This is a genomic window from Pseudomonas sp. MYb2 (assembly GCF_002979955.1).
Taxonomy (GTDB): domain Bacteria; phylum Pseudomonadota; class Gammaproteobacteria; order Pseudomonadales; family Pseudomonadaceae; genus Aquipseudomonas.
Genome location: NZ_PCQC01000028.1, coordinates 24038 through 46346, shown reverse-complemented (window position 1 = coordinate 46346; position 22309 = coordinate 24038). Strand labels below are relative to the sequence as shown.

Below are 22309 nucleotides of genomic sequence, written 5' to 3'. Positions count from 1 at the left end.
CTCCCCTGTAGGAGCTGCCGCAGGCTGCGATCTTTTGACTTTGTTTTTAAAGAGCAAGATCAAAAGATCGCAGCCTGCGGCAGCTCCTACAGTTCGTTTTGTGGTGACATTTCAGAGGACACCGTTTTGCGCTCTACCGAAGTCGTGATCATTGGCGCTGGCGCCGCTGGGTTGATGTGTGCACTGACCGCCGCCGGGCGTGGGCGTCAGGTGTTGCTGCTCGACCATGCGAACAAGGCCGGCAAGAAAATCCTGATGTCGGGCGGTGGCCGCTGCAATTTCACCAACATGTACACCGAGCCGAGCAATTTCCTCTCGCAGAACCCGCATTTCTGCAAATCCGCACTGGCGCGTTACACCCAGTGGGATTTCATCGGCATGGTCGGCAAGCACGCCGTGCCGTACCACGAGAAAAAACTCGGCCAGTTGTTCTGCGATAACAAGTCCAGCGACATTCTTGAAATGCTCCTGACCGAGTGCGATCAGGCCGGCGTCGAGCTGCACCTGGATACCTCGATCCAGACCATCGAGAAAGTCGAGAACGGTTACCTGCTCGACACCACCCTCGGCCAGATCCAGTGCCAGTCGCTGGTGATTGCCACCGGTGGCCTGTCGATCCCGACGCTCGGAGCGACCGGTTTTGGTTATCAAGTCGCCAAGCAGTTCGGCCATGAATTGCTGCCGACCCGCGCCGGGCTGGTGCCGTTTACCATCACCGATCAGCTCAAGGAACTGTGCACCGAGCTGTCCGGCACATCGGTGGATTGTCTGGTCAGCTGCAACGATCAGAGCTTTCGCGAGAACATCCTGTTCACTCACCGTGGCCTTAGCGGCCCGGCGATTTTGCAGATCTCGTCGTTCTGGGAGTCTGGCGACACCGTCGAGATCAACCTGCTGCCGGATCACGACGCGGCGAGCTGGCTGCAACAGCAAGTGGCCGAACGCCCGAACAGCGAATTGAAAACCCTGCTGGGTGAGATCTTCACCAAGAAGATGGCCAATCTGCTGGCGGACAACTGGTTTGTGTCCAAGCCGATGAAGCAGTACACCCATGCCGAATTGGCTGAGATTGCCGACAAGCTCGGCAGCTGGAAAGTCGTGCCGGCGGGGACTGAAGGTTATCGCACCGCCGAAGTGACCCTCGGCGGCGTCGACACCCGCGAAGTGTCGTCCAAAACCATGGAATCACTGAAAAGCCCGGGCCTGTATTTCATTGGCGAAGTCCTCGACGTCACTGGCCACCTGGGCGGCTTCAACTTCCAGTGGGCCTGGGCCTCCGGCTACGCGGCCGCGCAATACGCTTAATTCAAAGCTAAATACAAAAACCTGTGGGAGCTGGCTTGCCAGCGATGAGGCCGGCAGATCCAACATCATTGTTGACTGTCATGCAGCCATCGCTGGCAAGCCAGCTCCCACAGGGTTCCGTGCCCAATTCAAGATTTAGTTCTACACAAGATCTCAAAGGAACACTTTTTGCTGTCAGATGTGATCGGCGCCATTGCGTCGGCGTCATTACTGGCTCAATTTAGCGGCATCGCCTCGGAAGGCCTTCGCACTTCATGTCCTCGACCTCGTTTCGTCAGTCTTTGCGGCGCCTGTGGGCGCTGGATAAATTCAGCTACAGCGTGCGGGTGTTCATCGCCCTGACCGGCAGCATGGCGCTGTGTTGGTATCAGGATGAAATGGGCCTGCTGATCCCGTTGTTCCTGGGGATTATCGCCAGCGCCCTGGCCGAAACCGACGACAGTTGGCAGGGCCGCCTCAACGCCCTCGCCGTGACGCTGGTGTGCTTCAGCATCGCCGCGCTGTCGGTGGAATTGCTCTTCCCCTACCCCATCGTGTTTGCCATTGCCCTGGCGCTGGCCAGTTTCGGCCTGACCATGCTCGGCGCTCTCGGCGAGCGTTATGGCGCGATTGCTTCGGCGACGCTGATTCTGTCGGTGTACACGATGATCGGCGTTGATCAGCGCGGCGGCGCGGTCACCGATTTCTGGCACGAACCGATGCTGCTGGTCGCCGGTGCGGCGTGGTACGGCTTGCTCTCGGTGCTGTGGCAGGCGCTGTTTTCCAATCAGCCGGTGCAGCAAAGTCTGGCGCGATTATTCCGTGAGCTGGGCTTTTACCTGAAGCTGAAATCCTCGCTGTTCGAGCCGATCCGGCAGATGGACGTCGAAGCCCGGCGCCTGGAACTGGCTCAGCAAAACGGTCGCGTGGTCGCTGCGCTGAACAGTGCCAAGGAAATCATTCTGCACCGTGTTGGCAACGGCCGCCCCGGCTCGAAAGTCAGCCGTTACCTGAAGCTGTACTTCCTCGCTCAGGACATCCACGAACGCGCCAGTTCTTCGCACTATCCGTACAACGCGCTGGCCGACGCGTTCTTTCACAGTGACGTGCTGTTCCGCTGCCAGCGCCTGTTGCGCCAGCAAGGCAAGGCCTGCCGGGCGCTGGCCGAGTCGATCCAGATGCGCCAGCCGTTCATTTACGACGCGAGTTTCGCCGAAGCCCTGAGCGACCTCGATGCCTCCCTCGAACATCTGCGCATCCAGAGCAACCCGGCCTGGCGCGGGCTGCTGCGTTCGCTGCGTGCACTGGCGGCCAACCTCGGCACCCTCGACCGTTTGCTCAGTGACGCCAGCAACCCCGACGCCTTGGCCGATGCGACCGACAGCAGCCTGCTCGACCGCTCACCGCGCAACCTCAAGGACGTCTGGATTCGTCTGCGCACGCAACTGACGCCGACTTCTCTGTTGTTCCGTCACGCCCTGCGCCTGCCCTTGGCGCTGAGTATCGGCTACGGCATGGTGCACTTGATTCACCCGTCGCAGGGTTACTGGATCATCCTCACCACCCTGTTCGTCTGCCAGCCAAACTACGGCGCGACACGACGCAAACTCGGTCAGCGGATTTTCGGTACCGCCATCGGCCTGACCGTGGCGTGGGCGCTGTTCGATCTGTTCCCGAGCCCGTTGGTGCAGTCGTGTTTCGCCATCGCTGCCGGCGTGGTGTTCTTTACCAACCGCACCACCCGCTACACCCTGGCGACGGCGGCGATCACCATCATGGTGCTGTTCTGCTTCAACCAGGTCGGCGACGGTTACGGACTGTTCCTGCCACGGTTGTTCGATACTTTGCTCGGCAGCCTGATTGCCGGGCTGACAGTGTTCCTGTTCCTGCCGGACTGGCAGGGCCGGCGCCTGAACAAAGTGCTGGCCAACACCCTGACCTGCAACAGCATCTACCTGCGCCAGATCATGCAGCAATACGCCGCCGGCAAAAGCGACGACCTCGCTTATCGTCTCGCTCGACGCAATGCGCACAACGCCGATGCCGCGCTGTCGACGACACTGGCAAACATGCTGATGGAGCCGGGGCATTTCCGTAAGGAAGCGGATGTTGGATTCCGCTTTCTGGTGCTGTCGCACACGCTGTTGAGTTATCTGTCAGGGCTGGGTGCGCATCGCGAGACCCAATTGCCGGCGGAAGTGCGCGAGCATTTGATTGATGGCGCCGGGGTGAAGCTGGCGACGAGCATTGATGAAATCGCTCAGGGACTGGCGAGCAAAGAGCCGGTGGCGATTCAGAGTGATGAAGAAGAAGCGCTGGCCAATGAGCTGGAGCAGATGCCCGATGAGATTGATGAAGGGCAGCGGTTGGTGCAAACGCAATTGGCGTTGATCTGCCGGCAGTTGGGACCATTGCGCACGTTGGCGGCGCATCTGATCAAGGACACCTCAGAAATCAGCGGCGGTTGACAGGGCGTCATCGCGAGCAGGCTCACTCCTACAGGGGAACGCATTCCAAATTGTAGGAGTGAGCCTGCTCGCGATAGCGAAATCTGCCACACAGAAGATTCTGGATCACCCCTCACATCCCATGCTGGCGAAGCAACTTGTCATAACTCCCATCCGCCTTCATCGCCGCAATCGCCTTATCAAACCCCGCAACAATCTGCTCATGCTGCGGATTCTTCAGACTGACCAATATATGCAGGCTGTTCTCACTCAACGGCTTGGGCAAGAACTCCACCGAATTGCGCACCTTGGCGGATTCCCGCGCCAGGTAATACTTCGCAACGTACTCATCCTCCAGCGTCAACTTGACCCGATCCGCCGCGAGCATGCGCACAGCCATGGCAAAGTTATGCACAGGGACTTTCTGCAGCGCGGTATCGGCATCGAATGGCGCCGAGTAGGCATAACCGCGCACCACAGCAATCGGATAGGTGTGCAGTTGTTGCAAGCTGGAGTAATCGAGCGGAGTGTCTTTGCGCTTGAGAAAGCGAATGCGGTTGAGCAGGTATTCCCCGGAAAACTGGCCGAGCTTGGTCCGTTCATCGTTGTACCAAGCGTTGACCAACACATCGTAGCGGCCCTCGCCAACGCCAAGCAGCGCCCGCGCCCAAGGCACCTGCTCATAAGCGCTGGCATAACCGGCCCGGGCCAGCGCGGTGCTGACAATGTCGGTGGCCAGTCCGCCGTTGACCAGGGTGTCGTCGGTAAAGGGTGGCCAGATATCAAACACCAGCCGCAGCTTATCCGCTGCGGCGGTCTGAGCCAGCAAGAGCAATCCGATCAAAGCAAAGGCTCGATGCAATCGCGGCATGCTTGAAAATCCTTAGCGGGCGGGCTGCCCAGCGTGTTTTCAGTCAAAACCCCAAGGCCCCTTACCGGCGAAACCCAGGCACTAACATTAGCTCAAGGAAGCCAAGGCACTGCGCTCACCAGCAGATTACACAAAGAAGTCATCCGTGCGAGAAAGGAATGATGGCATTTTGACCTTTGTCACAGACTCTTACGCCATAAAGACATCTTTGCCGTAGACGCTTAGTATCGGGCGACACGTTCAAGGAATCGGCACATGACAATCGAATGGGTCTGCAAACATCACAGTGATCTGGGCAAGGAGCAGCTGTACGCGCTGTTGAAACTGCGCTCGGACGTGTTCGTCGTCGAACAGAAATGCGCCTATCCGGACCTCGACGGTCAGGATCTGGAAGGCGATACCTATCACCTGATGGGTTGGGAAGATGATCAGTTGATGGCCTACCTGCGCCTGCTGGATCCGCAATCCCAAGGCGGAGACGTGGTGATCGGCCGGGTGCTGACTGCACCTGCGGGTCGCGGCAAAGGGCTGGGGCACGAAATGATGGAGCAGGCGTTGAAACAGGCCGAGAAGCATTGGCCACAGGTGCCGATCTATCTGTCGGCGCAGGCGCATTTGCAGGGGTATTACGGCAGGTACGGGTTTGTTGTGGCGGGTGAGGAGTATCTGGAGGATGACATTCCGCACATCGGCATGCGTCGCGCCTGAAAAGCCCTCACCCTAGCCCTCTCCCAAGGGGAGAGGGGACTGACCTTATCGTCTTGCGTCAGACATCGACCTGAAAAACCGCGTCGATTATGGATTCACAGCAATTCGCCCAAGTCGGCGAACTTCTCCAATCTCCCCCAATCGGCTCCCTCTCCCTCTGGGAGAGGGCTGGGGTGAGGGGCTCTTCAGGGATACTCCAGAACAGCCTTGATCTGCCGCAAATTACGCTCGATCCACCCGCGATCAATCGCCCCCCACTCACGAATCCGATAGCGCCCGGCATGATTACGTGCGCCCTCTTCCTGCTCGAATTCACAGACGATGTCCAGATCGGCCAACGCGGCAATCGTGTCCTGCGCCGTGCGCCGGGGCATGCCGGTGACGTCAGTCAGGGTCGGCACACTCGGCGCCAGACCGCTGTCGATCAGGTACGCCACATACAAGCGGCGGTAGAAACTGCTTTTGGTCTTGCTGACGTCCATCCCCACCTTCCTGGTTGCGTACGGTTAAGCCTGCATATCCCGCCACGTCAGGTACACCCGCAGATCGAACTCGACCTGGTGATACCCCGGCAGCATGTGCTCGCACAATTTATAAAACGCCTTGTTGTGATCCGACTCTTTGAAGTGCGCCAGTTCATGCACGACGATCATTTTCAGAAAGTCCGGCGCAGCCTCCTTGAACAACGAAGCGATACGAATCTCTTTCTTGGCCTTGAGCTTGCCGCCCTGCACTCGCGACACCGTAGTGTGCAGGCCCAAAGCGCGATGGGTCAGGTCGAGGCGGTTGTCGAACAGCACCTTGTCGATGGCCGGGGCGTTACGCAGGTATTCCTGCTTCAGGTCCAGCGCGTAGCTGTACAGCGCCTTGTCGCTCTGCACATCGTGCCGCCCCGGATAACGCTGAGTCAGGTAATCGCCCAGGCGTCCTTCAGCGATCAGTTGGCGCACTTGATCCTGCAATTGCGCGGGATAGGCCTGGAGGTACTTCAACACTGTCATGGACTGGCGACACGGTTCAAAAAAGGTGCGCCAGTGTAGCGAATTCAACCGGGCAGCGCGCTCCAGTCAAACGGTTCGGCAAAGCTGGCTGCATCCTCGGCGACCAATGGCCGCGCCACGAGGAAGCCCTGCACGTACTCGCAGCCGTGGGCTTGCAGCCATTGGTATTGCTCGATGGTTTCCACCCCTTCGGCAATCACCAGCAAACCGTATTCCTTGCACAGACTGATGACCGTGCTGACCAGTGAGGCGTCGCGTTTCGAGTCCGGCAATCGCGCAATGAGATGGCGATCAATTTTCAGCGTATCGAGCTCCAGATCGCGCAGATGTGCCAGCGAACACGGCCCGGAACCGAAGTCATCCAGCGCCACGCGCACCCCGAGATTACGCAGCAGACGCAACTGTTTGCGCGTTTCATCGGGATTTTGCATCAGCGCTTCTTCGGTGACTTCGACCTCCAGCTGACGAGGCTGCAGCGCGTGTCGTTCCATGACCTGGCGCAACTCGCTGACCAGATTCGGCAGGCTGAACTGGGTGTTGCTCAAGCTCACGCCGAGCACCAGGTCCTCGGCAAACAAGGTTTCCCAGGCTTTGCGCTGGCCGGCGCCGCGATGATAGATCCAGCTACCGAGCCGACTGATCAACCGCGCTTCTTCCAGCAACGGCAGGAACAGGCCCGGTGGAACATCGCCGACACTCGGATGCTGCCAGCGCAACAACGCTTCAAACCCGCGTATCTGCCCCGTGTCGATCGCCACCTGTGGCTGATACACCAAGTTGAAATCGCGGTTTTCGATGGCCGTGCGCACGCTTTCTTCGAGCATCAGGCGCGAACGGGCGCGACCATTCATTTCATGATCGTAGAAGCGATATTGCTGACGCCCGGCACGTTTGGCCTCGTACATGGCGATGTCGGAAGCACGCAGCAAACCGTCGAGGTTCGAACCGCAATCCGGATACGTGGCAATGCCGATGCTCGCGCCCAGGGCGATATCCAGCCCTTCGATTTGCTGACAGATCGACACGCGTTCGATGAGTTTCTCGGCGATCTTCGCTGCCTGCTCCGGGAACTCCAGATCCAGCAACGCGGTGAATTCATCACCGCCCATGCGCGCGAGTATGTCGAACGGCCGCAGACACGCCTTCAATTGCTCGGAAACCCAACGCAACACACGGTCGCCGGCATCATGACCAAGGGAATCGTTAACCCGTTTGAAGCCGTCGAGATCCAGATACAACAGCACCCAACTGCTGTCACTGCGTTCACCGCGCAGCAGCAGGTTTTCCACGGTCTGGTAGAAGCCGCGGCGGTTGAGCAAACCGGTCAGCGGATCGGTCACGGCTTGAAACTCAAGCTGTTGGTGCAGGTGACGCACTACCGACATGTCGAGAACCGTGACCACCATCGCATGTTGTTCTGTGGGTAGCGCCGCGCAGGACAAGGCCACTGGCACCTGCTGGCCGGGCGCGGTGCGCAATAATGCGTCGTGCAGTCTTAACGTTTCGCCACGTTTGTAGCTGGCGTAAAAATCGGAATCGGCCCACAACGGAACATGCGGTTTCTGCAGGTAATCGAGGAACTCCTTACCCTCCAGCTCCTTTACCGGCGCATTGAGCAGACGCGAAATTGCCGGATTGGCAAAGCGGATCAGGCCGTCCTCACCGACCACCAGAATCCCCTCGGCGGCGTTATCCAATACCGAGGCATTGAAGGCTCGAGCGACTTCCAGATCATGACTCAGGCGCTGCAAGGCACGACGATTGCGCTGGTGTTCCAGCAATGCCTGCACTTTCGGTTTGAGAATCTGCGGATCAAACGGTTTGAACAGGTAATCCACCGCCCCACTGGCATAGCCCTTGATCACGGCATCCTGGGACTGCTCGTTGGCGGTGAGGAATATGATCGGGGTCAGACGTGTGCGCTGGCTGCCGCGCATCAATCGCGCGACTTCGAAGCCGTCCATGCCGGGCATCTGCACATCCAGCAGCACCAGGTCGACGTCGTGCTCCAGCAACAGGCTGAGCGCCTCGAAACCGGAGGCAGCGGTGATGACCTGCCAATCCTGACGCTGCAGCAACGCGCGCATGCTGATCAGATTTTCAGGGTAATCATCAACGATCAAAAGGACAGAGTTGCCTTCACCTGGCTGGGATTGCGCGCATTCCATGCTGCTTCTCTTGTCGGGACTTTTGGTCGGCTTCCGGTAAAAACCGTACACATACTGAGCCTTCACTCTAGTACTGGATCCAAGAAAGCAGAAGCTGTCATCAGGCCATCATTTAACCAAAGCGTGAATTTGCCGACTAACGGTCACCGCTGAAGCCCCCGGAAACCGGCAGAGATGGCATTTCGACAGGATGTTGACGTCAATCATCTGCCAAACGGGCGTTAACAAAAAATCCCTCAACGCTTATAAAGTCCGCCCCAAAACGTGCGGGCTAGAGCTTCTGGCACGTACGTGCAGTGAAACTTGAGTGGAAGAACCGACATGATCGATCTCGCAACCTGGAACCTCAGCGTTCCCGTTGGCAGCCCGCCATACACCGTCGAAACCTCCAAACTGGTGAACGGCTTCAAGGATCAGTACTTCCATTCCGACACAGGCACCTTGTTCTTCTGGTCACCGGTTACCGGGTCAAAAACCGAAAACGCCATCTACCCGCGCACCGAACTGCGGGAGACCTATAGCAACGGCACGCTGCGCAACTGGTATTACCCGGATGCCGATAACCTGCTGCGCGCGACGGTTACAGTCAACAAAGTGCCCAGTTCCGGCAAAATCGTCATCGGCCAGATTCACGCTTATGAAAGCCAGAAACCGATGGTCAAACTCGAATATCAATACAAGACCAAAACCGAGACCGGCAACCTGGTGATCAAAGTCCGCATGCACCCGGATGATGACGAAAGCCGCGTCATCACCCTGGCGACCGGGATCAAACTGGATCGCGAATTCAACTACCTTATTCACCTGAGTCCTGGCGGTGCGTTGGGTGTCAGTGCGGCGGGTTATCAGTGGGATTCACAGATCAGCGCGACGTGGCGTAACAAGCCGTTGTACTTCAAGGCCGGGGTTTATGTGCAGGACAATACGGGGTACACCAGCGAAGGTGGCCAGGTAACCTTCTCCAAACTCGACATCGATCACGATAAATAACTTCGCCGAGCCCCCCCCTGTGGGAGTTGGCTTGCCAACGATGACGGCCTCAAAGCCACCTAACTTCCTAAGGTTCACATCCGATCCAACTGTAGGAGTGAGCCTGCTCGCGATGACGGACCAACATCCAGCATCAGTGGTGACTGATCTACCGCAATCGCGAGCAGGCTCACTCCTACAGGGGGTCAGCTGGGTATTACAGACTGCGTCACTTCCACATTATCCAGCACCCGATTTACCGCCAGCTCAGCCAGCATGATGATCTGCTGAATCGCCAGAATCGTATGCCGCTGCGGGATATCGACATACGCCGCAATATCGCTGGTCATGATGCTCGCCGAAGCCAGTGATTCGCAGGCGTGGGCCAACAGGCTTTCGTTATCCATGTCAGGAGCAACCTGAAACATCGTGCTGGGCTTGTGGAACTTCAGGGCGGTGACGTTCGGTTCAAGGTAGTGATCGAGCGCACGCTCGGCGGCGTCGTGGAGCTTTCTTGAATCGAGGGATTCGTACGGGGATGTGCAATCGCCTTCAGGCGGATTGGGTGTTGGTTTGATCATCGTGAAACTCCAAGTGATGCATTGAGCTGCCACTGATCGCTGCGACGCGACGGAGGGAGGTAGCTGTACGCGGGGTCGCAGACCGGATCACTTGGAAATCCGGCATACCCGAGGGTATTCCGCGCACAGCCACCATCGACCAAACACAAACACCGAGGCGTTGCGGTTTGGGGTGGCGATTATGCACCAAGTGAGCTGAACGGACTGCGACGTCCGATCGCTGAATTCAGCGATCCCCAGAGCCTATCTATCCCACTTCCGACGGACAACCGACGCGAGCTGTCGGAATAATCACTCCGAACGCCAATATCTGTAGGACAAGCACTTTGCCTACAACCCGCCCACAAAAAACCCGCCTCTCGGCGGGTTTCTTGAATCAGCGGTCCAACACTCAGGCTTAGTTAACCTTAGCGTTCAACTCACCCTTCAGATAACGCTGATACATCGCTTCCAGCGAGATCGGTTTGATCTTCGATGCATTACCGGCAGTACCGAACGCTTCATAACGAGCGATACACACGTCACGCATTGCAGTAACAGTCGCGCCGAAGAATTTACGTGGGTCGAATTCGCTCGGGTTGGTGGCCATCAGGCGACGCATGGCGCCGGTGGATGCCAGACGCAGGTCGGTGTCGATGTTGACCTTGCGCACGCCGTGCTTGATGCCTTCGACGATTTCTTCAACCGGTACGCCGTAAGTTTCTTTGATGTCGCCGCCGTACTGGTTAATGATCGCCAGCCACTCTTGTGGCACCGAGGACGAACCGTGCATCACCAAGTGGGTGTTCGGAATGCGCTTGTGGATTTCCTTGATGCGGTCGATTGCCAGCACGTCACCTGTAGGTGGCTTGGTGAACTTGTAGGCGCCGTGGCTGGTGCCGATGGCGATGGCCAAGGCATCGACCTGGGTGCGTTTGACGAAGTCAGCGGCTTCTTCCGGGTCGGTCAGCATTTGGCTGTGATCCAGAACGCCTTCGGCGCCGATGCCGTCTTCTTCACCGGCCATGCCGGTTTCCAGCGAACCCAGGCAGCCCAGCTCGCCTTCTACCGAAACGCCGCAGGCGTGCGCCATGGCCACGGTTTGCTGGGTAACGCGGACGTTGTAGTCGTAGTCGGTCGGGGTCTTGCCGTCTTCGCCCAGCGAGCCGTCCATCATCACCGAGCTGAAGCCCAGTTGGATCGAGCGCTGGCAGACGTCAGGGCTGGTGCCGTGGTCCTGGTGCATGCACACCGGGATGTGCGGGAATTCTTCGATCGCGGCGAGGATCAGGTGACGCAGGAATGGCGCGCCGGCGTATTTACGGGCGCCGGCCGAAGCCTGAACGATCACCGGGGAGTCAGTCTTGTCAGCGGCTTCCATGATGGCGCGCATCTGCTCAAGGTTGTTGACGTTGAAGGCTGGAACGCCGTAGCCGAATTCGGCTGCGTGGTCCAACATCTGGCGCATGCTGATAAGTGCCATTGTGTGTGTCTCTCCCGGTTGAGGGTCGTTAATCGTGCCAGCCTGCCGGAGCGGCGGCGGCTATTCAAGTGATTGCAGATCGGGGGTTGAGGCCCGGTCTGGTGATTCGATAAAGCAAAATCCTGAGAGCTACACAGAACCCCTGTGGGAGCGAGCCTGCTCGCGAAGGCAATCTTGCAGTCGCTGATGCAGTGCCTGTCAGACCGCTTTCGCGAGCAGGCTCGCTCCCACATTAGAACTGTGGTGTGTCAATTACTGCGCTTTGCAGCCGCGGCCGATCAGGTCATTGGTGGCGACCCAGTACACCAGGCCTTCCTCACCCTTGACGTGAAACGCCAGCATGCCGTCGCTGTACAGCGTGCCCGAGGCGCCCGGCTCTTCTTTCAGGCGATAGACCTGATCACCGCCGCCGAGGCGAACGTCGACTTCCTTCTGGCCGGCGTCGGCGTAACGCCAGAGCACTTTGGCCTGGCTGTCGCAGGTCCAGGTCGTCCAGCTATCCGCCGGGGCGGACGACTGAAACAGGTTCAACTGCGCGCAACCGCCCAACAATGCCAACGCCGCAATGGCGATCAAGCCTTTCATCCGTGTTCCTCGACTGACGGCACACGCCGCCAGCCTTGAGTTAAAGAGTCAGACCCGTCAAGGACAACCATGTTCCTTGGCCGGGGTTTGCGTCTCGTATTTCTCCAGGCCGTCCGGGCCCGAGCGCTTGTTCAGCACCGGGTTGGTTTCGGCCTGCCAGTCGGCCTGATAACAGCCCTTCTGCGACTCGCTCGGCGCCGGCGTGGCCTCGGCCTTCGGGTTACTCCCGCAGGCCGCCAGCGTACCGGTCAGCAACAACAGCGCTAACGACTTGACCATGTGAACACTCCTTTGCCTGGCCAAACGGGCGGCCTCAGGCCTTGGCCCGGCTTTCCAGGACTTCAACGGCTGGCAGCACTTTGCCCTCGACGAATTCGAGGAACGCGCCACCACCGGTGGAAATGTAGGAGATTTGCTCAGCCACGCCATATTTATCGATAGCGGCCAAGGTGTCGCCACCGCCAGCGATGGAGAACGCCGAGCTTTCCGCGATGGCCTGGGCCAGCACTTTGGTGCCGTTGCCGAACTGGTCGAATTCGAAGACGCCAACCGGGCCGTTCCACAGGATGGTTTTCGACGATTTCAGCAGTTCGGCGAAGTTGGCTGCGGTTTGCGGGCCGATGTCCAGAATCATGTCGTCAGCCGCGACGTCAGCGATCAGCTTGACGGTAGCTTCGGCGGTTTCAGCGAATTCCTTGGCAACCACGACGTCAACCGGCAGCGGCACGCTGACTTTGGCAGCGATGGCGCGCGCGGTGTCGAGCAGGTCCGGTTCGTACAGCGACTTGCCAACCGGGTGACCAGCGGCCGCGAGGAAGGTGTTAGCGATGCCGCCGCCGACGATCAGTTGATCGCAGATCTGGCTCAGGCTGTTCAGCACGTCGAGTTTGGTCGACACCTTGGAGCCGGCAACGATGGCCGCCATTGGCTGAGCCGGTGCGCCGAGGGCTTTGCCCAGTGCGTCCAGTTCAGCGGCCAGTAGCGGGCCAGCCGCAGCAACTTTGGCGAACTTGGCCACGCCGTGAGTCGAACCTTCAGCGCGGTGAGCGGTGCCGAACGCGTCCATCACGAACACGTCGCACAGGGCGGCATATTGCTGGGCCAGTTCGTCAGCGTTCTTTTTCTCGCCTTTGTTGAAGCGCACGTTTTCGAACAGCACGATGTCGCCGGCCTTGACGTCAACACCACCGAGGTAATCAGCCACCAGCGGCACTTCACGGCCCAGCGCTTTGCTCAGGTAGTCAGCGACAGGCTTGAGGCTGTTCTCGGCGGAGAACTCGCCTTCGGTCGGACGGCCAAGGTGCGAGCAGACCATCACGGCCGCGCCTTTTTCCAGGGCCAGCTTGATGGTCGGCAGCGAAGCCAGGATACGCGCATCGCTGGTGACAACACCGTCCTTGACTGGGACGTTGAGGTCTTCGCGGATCAATACGCGCTTACCTTGCAGATCGAGGTCGGACATCTTCAACACGGTCATGGGTCGCACTTCCTACGGTTTTTTTGAAGTTGCTGTTTGCAGATAGTGTTCTGCAACGTCCAGCATTCGGTTGGCAAAACCCCATTCGTTGTCGAACCAGGCCAGGATGTTCACCAGCTTGGGGCCGGAAACACGGGTCTGACTGGCATCGACGATGGCCGAATGTGGGTCATGGTTGAAATCACAACTGGCGTGCGGCAACTCGGTATAGGCGAGCAGGCCTTTGAGCGGGCCACTGGTGGCGGCCTCGCGCAGGATCCGGTTGACCTCATTGGCATCGGTAGCGGTGGCGGTCTGCATCGTGATGTCGAGGCAGGACACGTTGACCGTCGGCACGCGTACGGCTTTGGCCTGAATTCGCCCGGCAAGTTCCGGCAGCAGGCGCTCGATACCTCGCGCCAGACCGGTGGACACCGGGATCACCGACTGGAACGCCGAACGCGTGCGGCGCAGGTCTTCGTGGTGATAGGCGTCGATCACTGGCTGATCGTTCATTGCCGAGTGAATGGTGGTGATCGACACGTAATCAAGGCCAATGGCCTTGTCGAGCAAACGCAACAGCGGCACACCGCAGTTGGTGGTGCAGGAGGCGTTGGACACCAGCAGTTCGTCGCCGGTCAGGCAATCCTGATTGACGCCGTAAACGATGGTGGCGTCGACATCCGCCTCGCTGGCCATCGGCTGCGAGAACAGTACGCGTGGCGCGCCGGCGTCGAGAAAGCGCTGGCCGTCTTCACGGGTGTTGTAGGCACCGGAACACTCAAGCACCAGATCGACGCCCAGCGACGCCCAATCGATGCCTTCGGGGGTGGCACTGCGCAGAACCTTCACGCAGTCGCCATTAATATGCAGACAATCGCCTTCTACTCGCACCTCGCCCGGAAAGCGGCCGTGGGTGGAGTCGAAGCGTGTCAGGTATTCGATGCTGGCCATGTCTGCCAGATCGTTGATCGCGACAATTTCAAACCCGGCTTTCTCGCCTCGCTCAAACAACGCACGCAAGACGCAACGACCAATCCGGCCGTAGCCGTTGAGTGCAACTTTGTAAGGACGCGGTTGAGGCATGGGGTTCTCGATTACCGTGGTGAATCAGGCAGTGCGATGTTGCCTGAACCAACACTTTCGCGAGCAGGCTCGCTCCCACATTGGAATGCATTTCCCTGTGGGAGCGAGCCTGCTCGCGAAGGCGTCAGCTCAGACGACATCTTTTCTGGATCAGTCTTCCAGTAGCTCTTCAGCCTGACCGAGGATGTTTTCCAGGGTGAAGCCGAACTCTTCGAACAGTGCCGAAGCCGGAGCCGATTCGCCGTAGGTGGTCATGCCGATCACGCGACCTTCCAGACCCACGTACTTGAACCAGAAGTCGGCGTGAGCCGCTTCGATCGCGATACGCGCGCCAACCTGCAACGGCAGCACGTCCTGCTTGTAGCCAGCATCCTGAGCATCGAACACGCTGGTGCAAGGCATGGAAACCACACGCACTTTACGACCCTGCTCGGTCAGTTTGTCGTACGCCTGAACCGCCAGGCCCACTTCCGAACCGGTCGATATCAGGATCAGCTCAGGCTCGCCTGCGCAGTCCTTCAGCACGTAACCGCCACGGCTGATGTCGGCAATCTGGCCGGCATCGCGTTCCTGGTGTTGCAGGTTCTGACGCGAGAAGATCAGCGCCGATGGGCCGTCCTTGCGCTCCAGAGCGTTTTTCCAGGCCACAGCCGATTCAACGGCATCGGCTGGACGCCAGGTGTCGAGGTTCGGTGTGGTACGCAGGCTGGTCAATTGCTCGATCGGCTGGTGCGTCGGGCCGTCTTCGCCCAGACCGATGGAGTCGTGGGTGTAGACGTGGATCACTTGCTTCTTCATCAGCGCGGACATGCGCACGGCGTTGCGGGCGTATTCCATGAACATCAGGAAGGTCGCGCCGTAAGGCACCAGGCCGCCGTGCAGGGTCACGCCGTTCATGATCGCGGTCATGCCGAATTCGCGCACGCCGTAGTACATGTAGTTGCCGCTGGCATCTTCAGCGCTGACGCCTTTGCAACCTTTCCACAGGGTCAGGTTGGAACCGGCCAGGTCAGCGGAGCCGCCGAGCAGTTCCGGCAGCAACGGGCCGAACGCGTTCAGGGTGTTCTGGCTGGCTTTACGGCTGGCGATGGTTTCGCCTTTGGCCGCGACTTCAGCAATGTAAGCCGAAGCTTTTTCGGAGAAGTCAGCCGGCAGCTCACCGCTCAGGCGACGCACCAGTTCGTTGGCTTCGGTCGGGAACGCAGCGGAGTAGGCAGCGAAACGCTGGTCCCACTCGGCTTCGGCCGCGCGACCTTTTTCCTTGGCATCCCATTCGGCATAGATGTCGGCCGGGATTTCGAACGGGCCGTGGTTCCAGTTCAGCGCCTGACGGGTCAGCGCGATTTCCGCGTCACCCAGTGGAGCGCCGTGGCAGTCTTCTTTGCCCTGCTTGTTCGGCGAGCCGAAACCGATGGTGGTCTTGCAGCAGATCAGCGTCGGTTGTGCGCTCTTGCGCGCGGTCTCGATGGCGGTCTTGATCTCTTCCGGGTCGTGACCGTCAACGTTGCGGATCACCTGCCAGTTGTAGGCTTCGAAACGCTTCGGGGTGTCATCGGTGAACCAGCCCTCGACTTCGCCGTCGATGGAGATGCCGTTGTCATCGTAGAACGCGATCAGCTTGCCCAGGCCCAAAGTACCGGCCAGGGAAGCGACTTCGTGGGAAATGCCTTCCATCATGCAGCCATCACCCAGGAACACATAGGTGTGGTGATCGACGATGTCGTGGCCAGGACGGTTGAACTGCGCGCCCAGGACTTTTTCCGCCAAGGCGAAGCCCACAGCGTTGGCCAGACCCTGACCCAGCGGGCCGGTGGTGGTTTCAACGCCCGGGGTGTAACCGAATTCCGGGTGACCCGGGGTGCGGCTGTGCAGTTGACGGAACTGCTTGAGGTCGTCGATCGACAGGTCGTAACCGGTCAGGTGCAGCAGCGAGTAGATCAACATCGAGCCGTGGCCGTTGGACAGCACGAAGCGGTCACGGTCGGCGAACGATGGATTGCTCGGGTTGTGCTTGAGGTAGTCGCGCCAAAGCACTTCGGCAATATCTGCCATACCCATTGGGGCACCGGGATGGCCGCTGTTGGCTTTTTGCACGGCATCCATGCTGAGGGCACGAATGGCGTTGGCACGCTCACGACGGCTAGGCATCGCTGATCTCCTGGGTGTGAATAGATTGAAACGGAAAAAAGGAGGGCATTTTCCCTCACCGGAGCGCCTCGGGGCAATGACAGATAGTCATCCGGGGGCGTTTTTCCCATGGTTAGCGGCGGTTTCGGTTGGTGAAACCTTTCCGCTACTTGTTTCTAGAGTTAACCGTCTCGTGAGAAGTGCCATTTATCGAGCAATATCAAAACTTTTTGATATTGCCCTTGCGATGGATTCCCCCCCTCTCTAGACTGCCAGCCCTATGAACTTACGCGTGCCTTCCATTCGCCATGACGATTGCGACGAGCTGGCGGCCCTGTGCAAGGCCGGCGGCGATCCGCTGCGGCTGAATGTATTGCGCGCCCTGGCCAACGATTCGTTTGGTGTATTGGAGCTGGCGCAGATTTTCGGCATCGGTCAGTCAGGTATGAGTCATCACCTTAAAGTGTTGGCGCAGGCCGATCTGGTAGCGACCCGCCGTGAAGGCAACGCGATTTTCTATCGCCGCGCCCTGCCCCACACCGAACTGTTGGGCGGCAAGTTGCACGCAGCATTGTTAGAAGAAGTCGACAACCTGGTACTGCCGAACGATGTGCAAGCACGCATCGAACAGGTCCACGCTCAACGGGCCGCCGCCAGCCAGGACTTTTTCGCCCGGGTCGCGGAGAAATTTCGCGCCCAGCAAGACTTGATCGCAGGCCTGCCGCAGTACCGTGACAGCGTGCTGGCCCTGCTCGACAAACTGAACTTCGATGGTGCTGCCACGGCCATTGAAGTCGGCCCCGGCGATGGTGCTTTTTTGCCGGAACTGGCGCGACGCTTCGACACCGTAACCGCGCTGGACAACAGCCCGGCGATGCTCGAACTGGCGCGTCAGGTTTGCGTTCGTGAACAGCTGGCTAACGTCAGCCTGCAATTGGCCGATGCATTGAACGGCACAAGCCTTCAGGCCGATTGCGTGGTGTTGAACATGGTGTTGCACCATTTCGCCGCGCCGGCCGATGCGCTCAAGCACATGGCCGACCTGCTGCAACCGGGCGGTAGTCTGCTCGTGACAGAGTTATGTAGCCACAACCAGAGTTGGGCCAGGGAGGCCTGCGGTGATCTCTGGTTGGGGTTTGAACAGGACGATTTGGCCCGTTGGGCCACCGCTGCGGGACTCGTTCCCGGGGAAAGCCTCTATGTAGGCTTACGTAATGGTTTCCAGATCCAGGTCCGCCATTTTCAGCGACCGACTGGCGACACTCACCATCGGTAAATTCAGGAAAACATCGAGATGAGCGAATACTCCCTCTTCACCTCCGAGTCCGTGTCCGAAGGGCATCCGGACAAAATCGCCGACCAGATTTCCGATGCGGTGCTGGACGCCATCATTACCCAGGACAAACACGCACGCGTTGCCGTGGAAACCCTGGTCAAGACTGGCGTGGCCATCGTTGCCGGTGAAGTGACCACCAGCGCCTGGGTCGATCTGGAAGAGATCGTGCGTAACGTGATTCTCGACATCGGCTATAACAGCTCCGACGTCGGCTTCGACGGCGCGACCTGCGGCGTGATGAACATCATCGGCAAGCAGTCCCCGGACATCAACCAGGGTGTCGACCGTGCCAAGCCTGAAGATCAGGGCGCCGGCGACCAGGGCCTGATGTTCGGCTACGCCAGCAACGAAACCGACGTTTTGATGCCAGCGCCGATCACCTTCTCGCACCAGTTGGTGCAGCGCCAGGCCGAAGCCCGTAAATCCGGTCTGCTGCCTTGGCTGCGTCCGGACGCCAAGTCGCAAGTGACTTGCCGTTACGAAGGCGGCAAGGTTGTCGGTATCGACGCGGTTGTTCTGTCGACTCAGCACAACCCTGAAGTGTCGTACAAAGACCTGCGCGAAGGCGTGATGGAGCTGATCGTCAAGCACGTGCTGCCTGCCGAACTGCTGAGCAAAGACACCCAGTTCCACATCAACCCGACCGGCCAGTTCATCATTGGCGGCCCGGTAGGTGACTGCGGTCTGACCGGTCGCAAGATCATCGTCGACAGCTACGGCGGCATGGCCCGTCACGGCGGCGGCGCGTTCTCCGGTAAAGATCCATCGAAAGTTGACCGTTCGGCTGCCTACGCTGGCCGTTACGTTGCCAAGAACATCGTCGCTGCCGGCCTGGCCGAGCGTTGCGAGATCCAGGTTTCCTACGCGATCGGTGTGGCTCAGCCAACTTCGATCTCGCTGAACACCTTCGGCACCGGCAAGATCAGCGATGACAAGATCGTCAAACTGGTCCGTGAAGTGTTCGACCTGCGTCCATACGCAATCACCACCATGCTCGATCTGCTGCACCCGATGTACCAGGAAACTGCAGCGTACGGCCACTTCGGTCGCACGCCAGAGACCAAGACTGTTGGCGAAGACACCTTCACCACCTTCACTTGGGAAAAAACCGACCGCGCCGACGCCCTGCGTTCTGCTGCTGGCCTGTAAGCCTTCCCCGGCGGTACAAAAAAGCCCTGCACGGTTCGCGCCGTGCGGGGCTTTTTTATGCCTTGAAGATCAAAAGATCGCAGCCTCCGGCAGCTCCTACAAGTGAAACGCACGCCTCCTGTAGGAGCTGCCGGAGGCTGCGATCTTTTGATCTTCATAACTGAAACACGATGCAAAACACCCACCCGTTGCTGCTCTGAATCCTGACTAATCTTCAAGCATTCCCCTGAGCAAGGACGCTCAACATGCTTGCCACGCTGCGCCTTTTTTCAATTCTTCTGCTGAGCTTCACCCACCTGATCGCTTACGCCGCTTGCCCTGACTGGCCTGTCCCCACCGCGCAAAACGAAATCGCCGCCCTGCAAACACAGATCGACAAATGGGACGACGCCTATCACCGCGAAGGTCGCTCACTGGTTGCCGACGAACTCTACGACCAATCCCTTGCGCAACTGAACGAGTGGCGAGCGTGTTTCAACGTGCCCTCGCCACCCGATCCTTTGCGCACAGTTTCAGGCTCAAACGCCCACCCCATCGCCCACACCGGCCTGGATAAAATCCATAAAGTGGAGGCCGTGGAGGCCTGGCTACGTGATCGCGAGGATGTCTGGATACAACCCAAAGTCGACGGCGTCGCAGTGACGCTGATTTATCGCGCGGGCGTTTTGCAACAGGTCATCAGTCGCGGTGACGGGGTTCGTGGGCAAGACTGGACGCCATCAGCGCAGAAGATCGGCGCCATTCCTCAACGCCTGACACAACCGCTGGATATGCTGGTGCAGGGCGAACTCTACTGGCGCTTGAACGAGCACGTGCAAGCTCGATCCGGCGGCGTTAACGCTCGCTCCACCATCGCGGGACTGATGGGACGCAAAACCCTGGATGCCGGGCAAGCTTCCGGTATCGGACTGTTCGTCTGGGACTGGCCACTAGGCCCAGCGCAATTGCCCGAGCGAGTCGCCACGTTGGCGAAGCTGGGTTTCGCCACGATTGAACCGTACAGTCATCCTGCCCCCGACTTTACTGCCGCGCAAAAATGGCGCGATCACTGGTATCGCTCTCCTCTGCCCTTTGCCACTGACGGGGTGGTGTTGCGCCAGAGCCAGCGTCCACCCGCCGAGCGCTGGCAGGCTCGCGCGCCGTACTGGGCAGTTGCGTGGAAGTATCCTTTTGCTCAAGCGCTGGCCGAAGTGCGCAAGGTCAACTTCAAGATCGGGCGCACCGGGCGTATCACGCCAGTACTCGAACTCAAACCCGTCATGCTCGATGACAGGGAAATCAAACGGGTCAGCGCCAGTTCCTTCAAACGCTGGCAAGACCTGGATATCCGCCCCGGCGACCAAGTGGCAATCAGCCTCGCCGGCCTGACCATTCCACGGCTCGACAGCGTGGTGCTACGCGCCGCCGAACGCACAGACCTCAACATCCCCAACGCCGAAGACTTCCACACCTTGAGCTGCTGGCAACCCACGCCCGGCTGCAAAAGCCAGTTTCTCGCGCGCCTGACCTGGCTCAGTGGCAAGCAGGGTCTGGCAATGCAACATGTCGGTCGTGGCACCTGGGAGAAACTTCTCGAAACACGCCGCGTAAACAACCTGCTGGATTGGTTGACCCTCGACGCGCCAGAGCTTGCTAACATTGCGGGCTTCGGCGAGCGCAGCAGCGAACGCCTGATGAACAGCTTTCACAGCGCCCGCCAGCGGCCGTTCGCTCAATGGCTCAAGGCCTTGGGCTTGCCGCCAACCGGTCAGGCCCGATTGCCTGATTCGTGGCAGGCGCTGGTACAGCGCAACACCGAACAATGGCAGGCAGAAGCCGGTATCGGCCCGGGACGCGCAGCGCAATTAAGCGCATTCTTTCGCGACCCACAAGTACTGGCCTTGAGCGAAACCTTACATGCCGCCGGAATCGACGGTTTTTGACTACGCAATCCCGGCGCGCCGGGAACCCATCGGCCGCCGAGGCGCTCCAACAGCGCAGTGCCTGACCAACCCGAACGCCTTTGCACATGGAGCTTTATGAAATTTCTTGCACCGCTCGCCATGCTCACCCTCTGCGGCATGATGGCCGCCCCCGTAATGGCCGACGAAGACGCCCCGGGCCTGACCGGCTGCGCTGCGAAAAAGCAGGGCATCATGAACCAGATCGAACAGGCCAAGTCGCGCGGCAATGCCGATCAGCAGGCGGGTCTGGAAACGGCCCTGCGCGAAGTGAATGAACACTGCACCGATGCGGGCCTGAAGAAAGAACGCGAAAACAAGGTGCTCGAAGCCAAGCACGAAGTAAGTCAGCGTCAGGCCGATCTCGACAAGGCGATGAAGAAAGGCGACCCGGAGAAGATCAACAAGCGCAAAGACAAACTGGCCGAGTCGCGTAAAGAACTGCAGGACGCGCTGGACGAAATCGATAAGTAATTGATGGCCCTGTGACGAGGGGATCTCTCCCCGTCCGGCGGCGAAGCCGTCGCAAATCCGGCTAGTCGGGTCTGACTGAAAAAACTCGGCTGTATGGTTTTGGGGCTGCTTCGCAGCCCAACGGGGATAAATCCCCTCGCCACAGGGTTACTCAGCAGTCTTGAAGATCAATGATCCCGAAACTGTTTATGGCAAGCGCTGCAGGCATCCTCAACCTTCTGCACCGCGGGTCCGAGGTTGCTGGCTTTGTATGGCAGAAGCTGACTGGCGGTCACCAATTCACCGGTGGCCGCTTCAAGGTTGCGGGCCATTTCCTGAAACTGCGCCTGTTTCTGCCAGACATCATCCTTGGCGCTGGTGTGATCTTCTTCGCGCACCTGCGGGAAATGCTTCCACGGCTCGTGGGACAACGCATCGAGGTTGACCGCGCCTTCGGCGAACTTCGGCCCGTCGAACGGAATGCGCCCACGCAACATGCCGCCGAGATCTTCACCGGTCTTGAGCATTTGTTTGAAAATTGCCTTGCGTTGACCCAGCGGCGAATTCGGGTCGACACCGCCGCAGGCGGACAAGGTCAGACAGGCCAGCAATACAACAGACATTTTTTTAAGAGTCATGGTGGCTTCAGGTCACGGAATTCGGCGGCCAGTATCCTCGCGCCACCG

At 59.2% G+C, this 22309-nt stretch carries 20 protein-coding genes; 8 read left to right on the top strand and 12 right to left on the bottom strand.

Translation table 11 applies throughout. From position 1 onward, the window contains the following. Window positions 1–126 precede the first annotated feature (126 nt). Together CQ009_RS28305 and yccS are read left to right on the top strand one after the other, a co-directional pair. Window positions 127–1305 carry an NAD(P)/FAD-dependent oxidoreductase gene (locus tag CQ009_RS28305; RefSeq protein ID WP_064388128.1) on the top strand — a complete coding sequence of 393 codons (1179 nt, stop codon included), beginning with the start codon at window positions 127–129 and terminating at the stop codon, window positions 1303–1305. A 254-nt stretch (window positions 1306–1559) separates the two neighbouring features. Continuing rightward, entirely contained in the window at window positions 1560–3752 is a 2193-nt protein-coding gene (gene yccS / locus CQ009_RS28300; protein ID WP_105709357.1) for a YccS family putative transporter, read from the top strand. 112 nt (window positions 3753–3864) lie between these two features. Here yccS and CQ009_RS28295 read toward each other — a convergent pair whose 3' ends face one another. Continuing rightward, complete coding sequence (locus CQ009_RS28295) at window positions 3865–4602, bottom strand: ABC transporter substrate-binding protein (RefSeq protein ID WP_105709356.1); 738 nt, start codon at window positions 4600–4602, stop codon at window positions 3865–3867. A 255-nt stretch (window positions 4603–4857) separates the two neighbouring features. On the opposite strand from CQ009_RS28295, the gene CQ009_RS28290 reads away from it, so the two are divergent. Continuing rightward, a complete protein-coding gene (locus CQ009_RS28290; RefSeq protein ID WP_064388125.1) occupies window positions 4858–5310 on the top strand; it encodes a GNAT family N-acetyltransferase in 453 nt (150 codons plus the stop codon). 185 nt (window positions 5311–5495) lie between these two features. Here the strand turns inward: CQ009_RS28290 and CQ009_RS28285 are convergent, their stop codons facing one another. Genes CQ009_RS28285 through CQ009_RS28275 form a run of 3 tightly spaced genes read right to left on the bottom strand, consistent with a single transcriptional unit; the run spans window position 5496 to window position 8479 of the window. Continuing rightward, window positions 5496–5792, bottom strand: coding sequence for a helix-turn-helix domain-containing protein (locus tag CQ009_RS28285; RefSeq protein ID WP_008081019.1), 297 nt, complete (start codon window positions 5790–5792; stop codon window positions 5496–5498). Between the two features lie 24 nt (window positions 5793–5816). Continuing rightward, a complete protein-coding gene (locus CQ009_RS28280; protein ID WP_105709365.1) occupies window positions 5817–6311 on the bottom strand; it encodes a M48 family metallopeptidase in 495 nt (164 codons plus the stop codon). Between the two features lie 44 nt (window positions 6312–6355). Further along, entirely contained in the window at window positions 6356–8479 is a 2124-nt protein-coding gene (locus CQ009_RS28275) for a bifunctional diguanylate cyclase/phosphodiesterase (protein WP_064388124.1), read from the bottom strand. Between the two features lie 321 nt (window positions 8480–8800). On the opposite strand from CQ009_RS28275, the gene CQ009_RS28270 reads away from it, so the two are divergent. Continuing rightward, complete coding sequence (locus tag CQ009_RS28270) at window positions 8801–9469, top strand: polysaccharide lyase family 7 protein (RefSeq protein ID WP_064388123.1); 669 nt, start codon at window positions 8801–8803, stop codon at window positions 9467–9469. Between the two features lie 185 nt (window positions 9470–9654). Here CQ009_RS28270 and CQ009_RS28265 read toward each other — a convergent pair whose 3' ends face one another. The 7 genes from CQ009_RS28265 to tkt form a co-directional block, all read right to left on the bottom strand. Next, window positions 9655–10029: a DUF6124 family protein gene (locus CQ009_RS28265; protein WP_105709355.1), complete on the bottom strand. Its 375-nt coding sequence runs from the start codon at window positions 10027–10029 to the stop codon at window positions 9655–9657. A 397-nt stretch (window positions 10030–10426) separates the two neighbouring features. Continuing rightward, complete coding sequence (fba, locus tag CQ009_RS28260; RefSeq protein WP_008081027.1) at window positions 10427–11491, bottom strand: class II fructose-bisphosphate aldolase; 1065 nt, start codon at window positions 11489–11491, stop codon at window positions 10427–10429. A gap of 252 nt (window positions 11492–11743) precedes the next feature. Continuing rightward, window positions 11744–12076, bottom strand: a complete 333-nt coding sequence (locus CQ009_RS28255) for an MliC family protein (protein WP_105709354.1) — start codon at window positions 12074–12076, stop codon at window positions 11744–11746. A gap of 57 nt (window positions 12077–12133) precedes the next feature. Further along, the gene (locus tag CQ009_RS28250; RefSeq protein ID WP_064119176.1) at window positions 12134–12355 is read right to left on the bottom strand and encodes a hypothetical protein; all 222 of its coding nucleotides are present in this window, start codon (window positions 12353–12355) and stop codon (window positions 12134–12136) included. Between the two features lie 34 nt (window positions 12356–12389). Further along, window positions 12390–13553, bottom strand: coding sequence for a phosphoglycerate kinase (locus CQ009_RS28245; protein ID WP_007913753.1), 1164 nt, complete (start codon window positions 13551–13553; stop codon window positions 12390–12392). A gap of 12 nt (window positions 13554–13565) precedes the next feature. After that, complete coding sequence (epd, locus tag CQ009_RS28240) at window positions 13566–14618, bottom strand: erythrose-4-phosphate dehydrogenase (protein WP_093429868.1); 1053 nt, start codon at window positions 14616–14618, stop codon at window positions 13566–13568. Window positions 14619–14768: 150 nt separating this feature from the next. Continuing rightward, the gene (gene tkt / locus CQ009_RS28235; RefSeq protein ID WP_064388119.1) at window positions 14769–16766 is read right to left on the bottom strand and encodes a transketolase; all 1998 of its coding nucleotides are present in this window, start codon (window positions 16764–16766) and stop codon (window positions 14769–14771) included. Window positions 16767–17025: 259 nt separating this feature from the next. Here tkt and CQ009_RS28230 point away from each other — a divergent pair, with 259 nt between their 5' ends. The 4 genes from CQ009_RS28230 (at window position 17026) to CQ009_RS28215 (ending at window position 21644) form a co-directional block, all read left to right on the top strand. Beyond that, window positions 17026–18021 carry a metalloregulator ArsR/SmtB family transcription factor gene (locus CQ009_RS28230; protein WP_105709353.1) on the top strand — a complete coding sequence of 332 codons (996 nt, stop codon included), beginning with the start codon at window positions 17026–17028 and terminating at the stop codon, window positions 18019–18021. Window positions 18022–18039: 18 nt separating this feature from the next. Next, window positions 18040–19230, top strand: a complete 1191-nt coding sequence (gene metK / locus CQ009_RS28225; RefSeq protein WP_016987231.1) for a methionine adenosyltransferase — start codon at window positions 18040–18042, stop codon at window positions 19228–19230. A gap of 245 nt (window positions 19231–19475) precedes the next feature. Next, complete coding sequence (gene ligB, locus CQ009_RS28220; RefSeq protein ID WP_105709352.1) at window positions 19476–21152, top strand: NAD-dependent DNA ligase LigB; 1677 nt, start codon at window positions 19476–19478, stop codon at window positions 21150–21152. A gap of 96 nt (window positions 21153–21248) precedes the next feature. Further along, window positions 21249–21644 (top strand): DUF1090 domain-containing protein, encoded by a 396-nt coding sequence (locus CQ009_RS28215; protein ID WP_064388116.1) that lies wholly within the window; start codon window positions 21249–21251, stop codon window positions 21642–21644. Between the two features lie 167 nt (window positions 21645–21811). On the opposite strand, the gene CQ009_RS28210 is transcribed toward CQ009_RS28215, so the two are convergent. Then, the gene (locus CQ009_RS28210; protein WP_105709351.1) at window positions 21812–22261 is read right to left on the bottom strand and encodes a cytochrome c; all 450 of its coding nucleotides are present in this window, start codon (window positions 22259–22261) and stop codon (window positions 21812–21814) included. Window positions 22262–22309 lie beyond the last annotated feature (48 nt).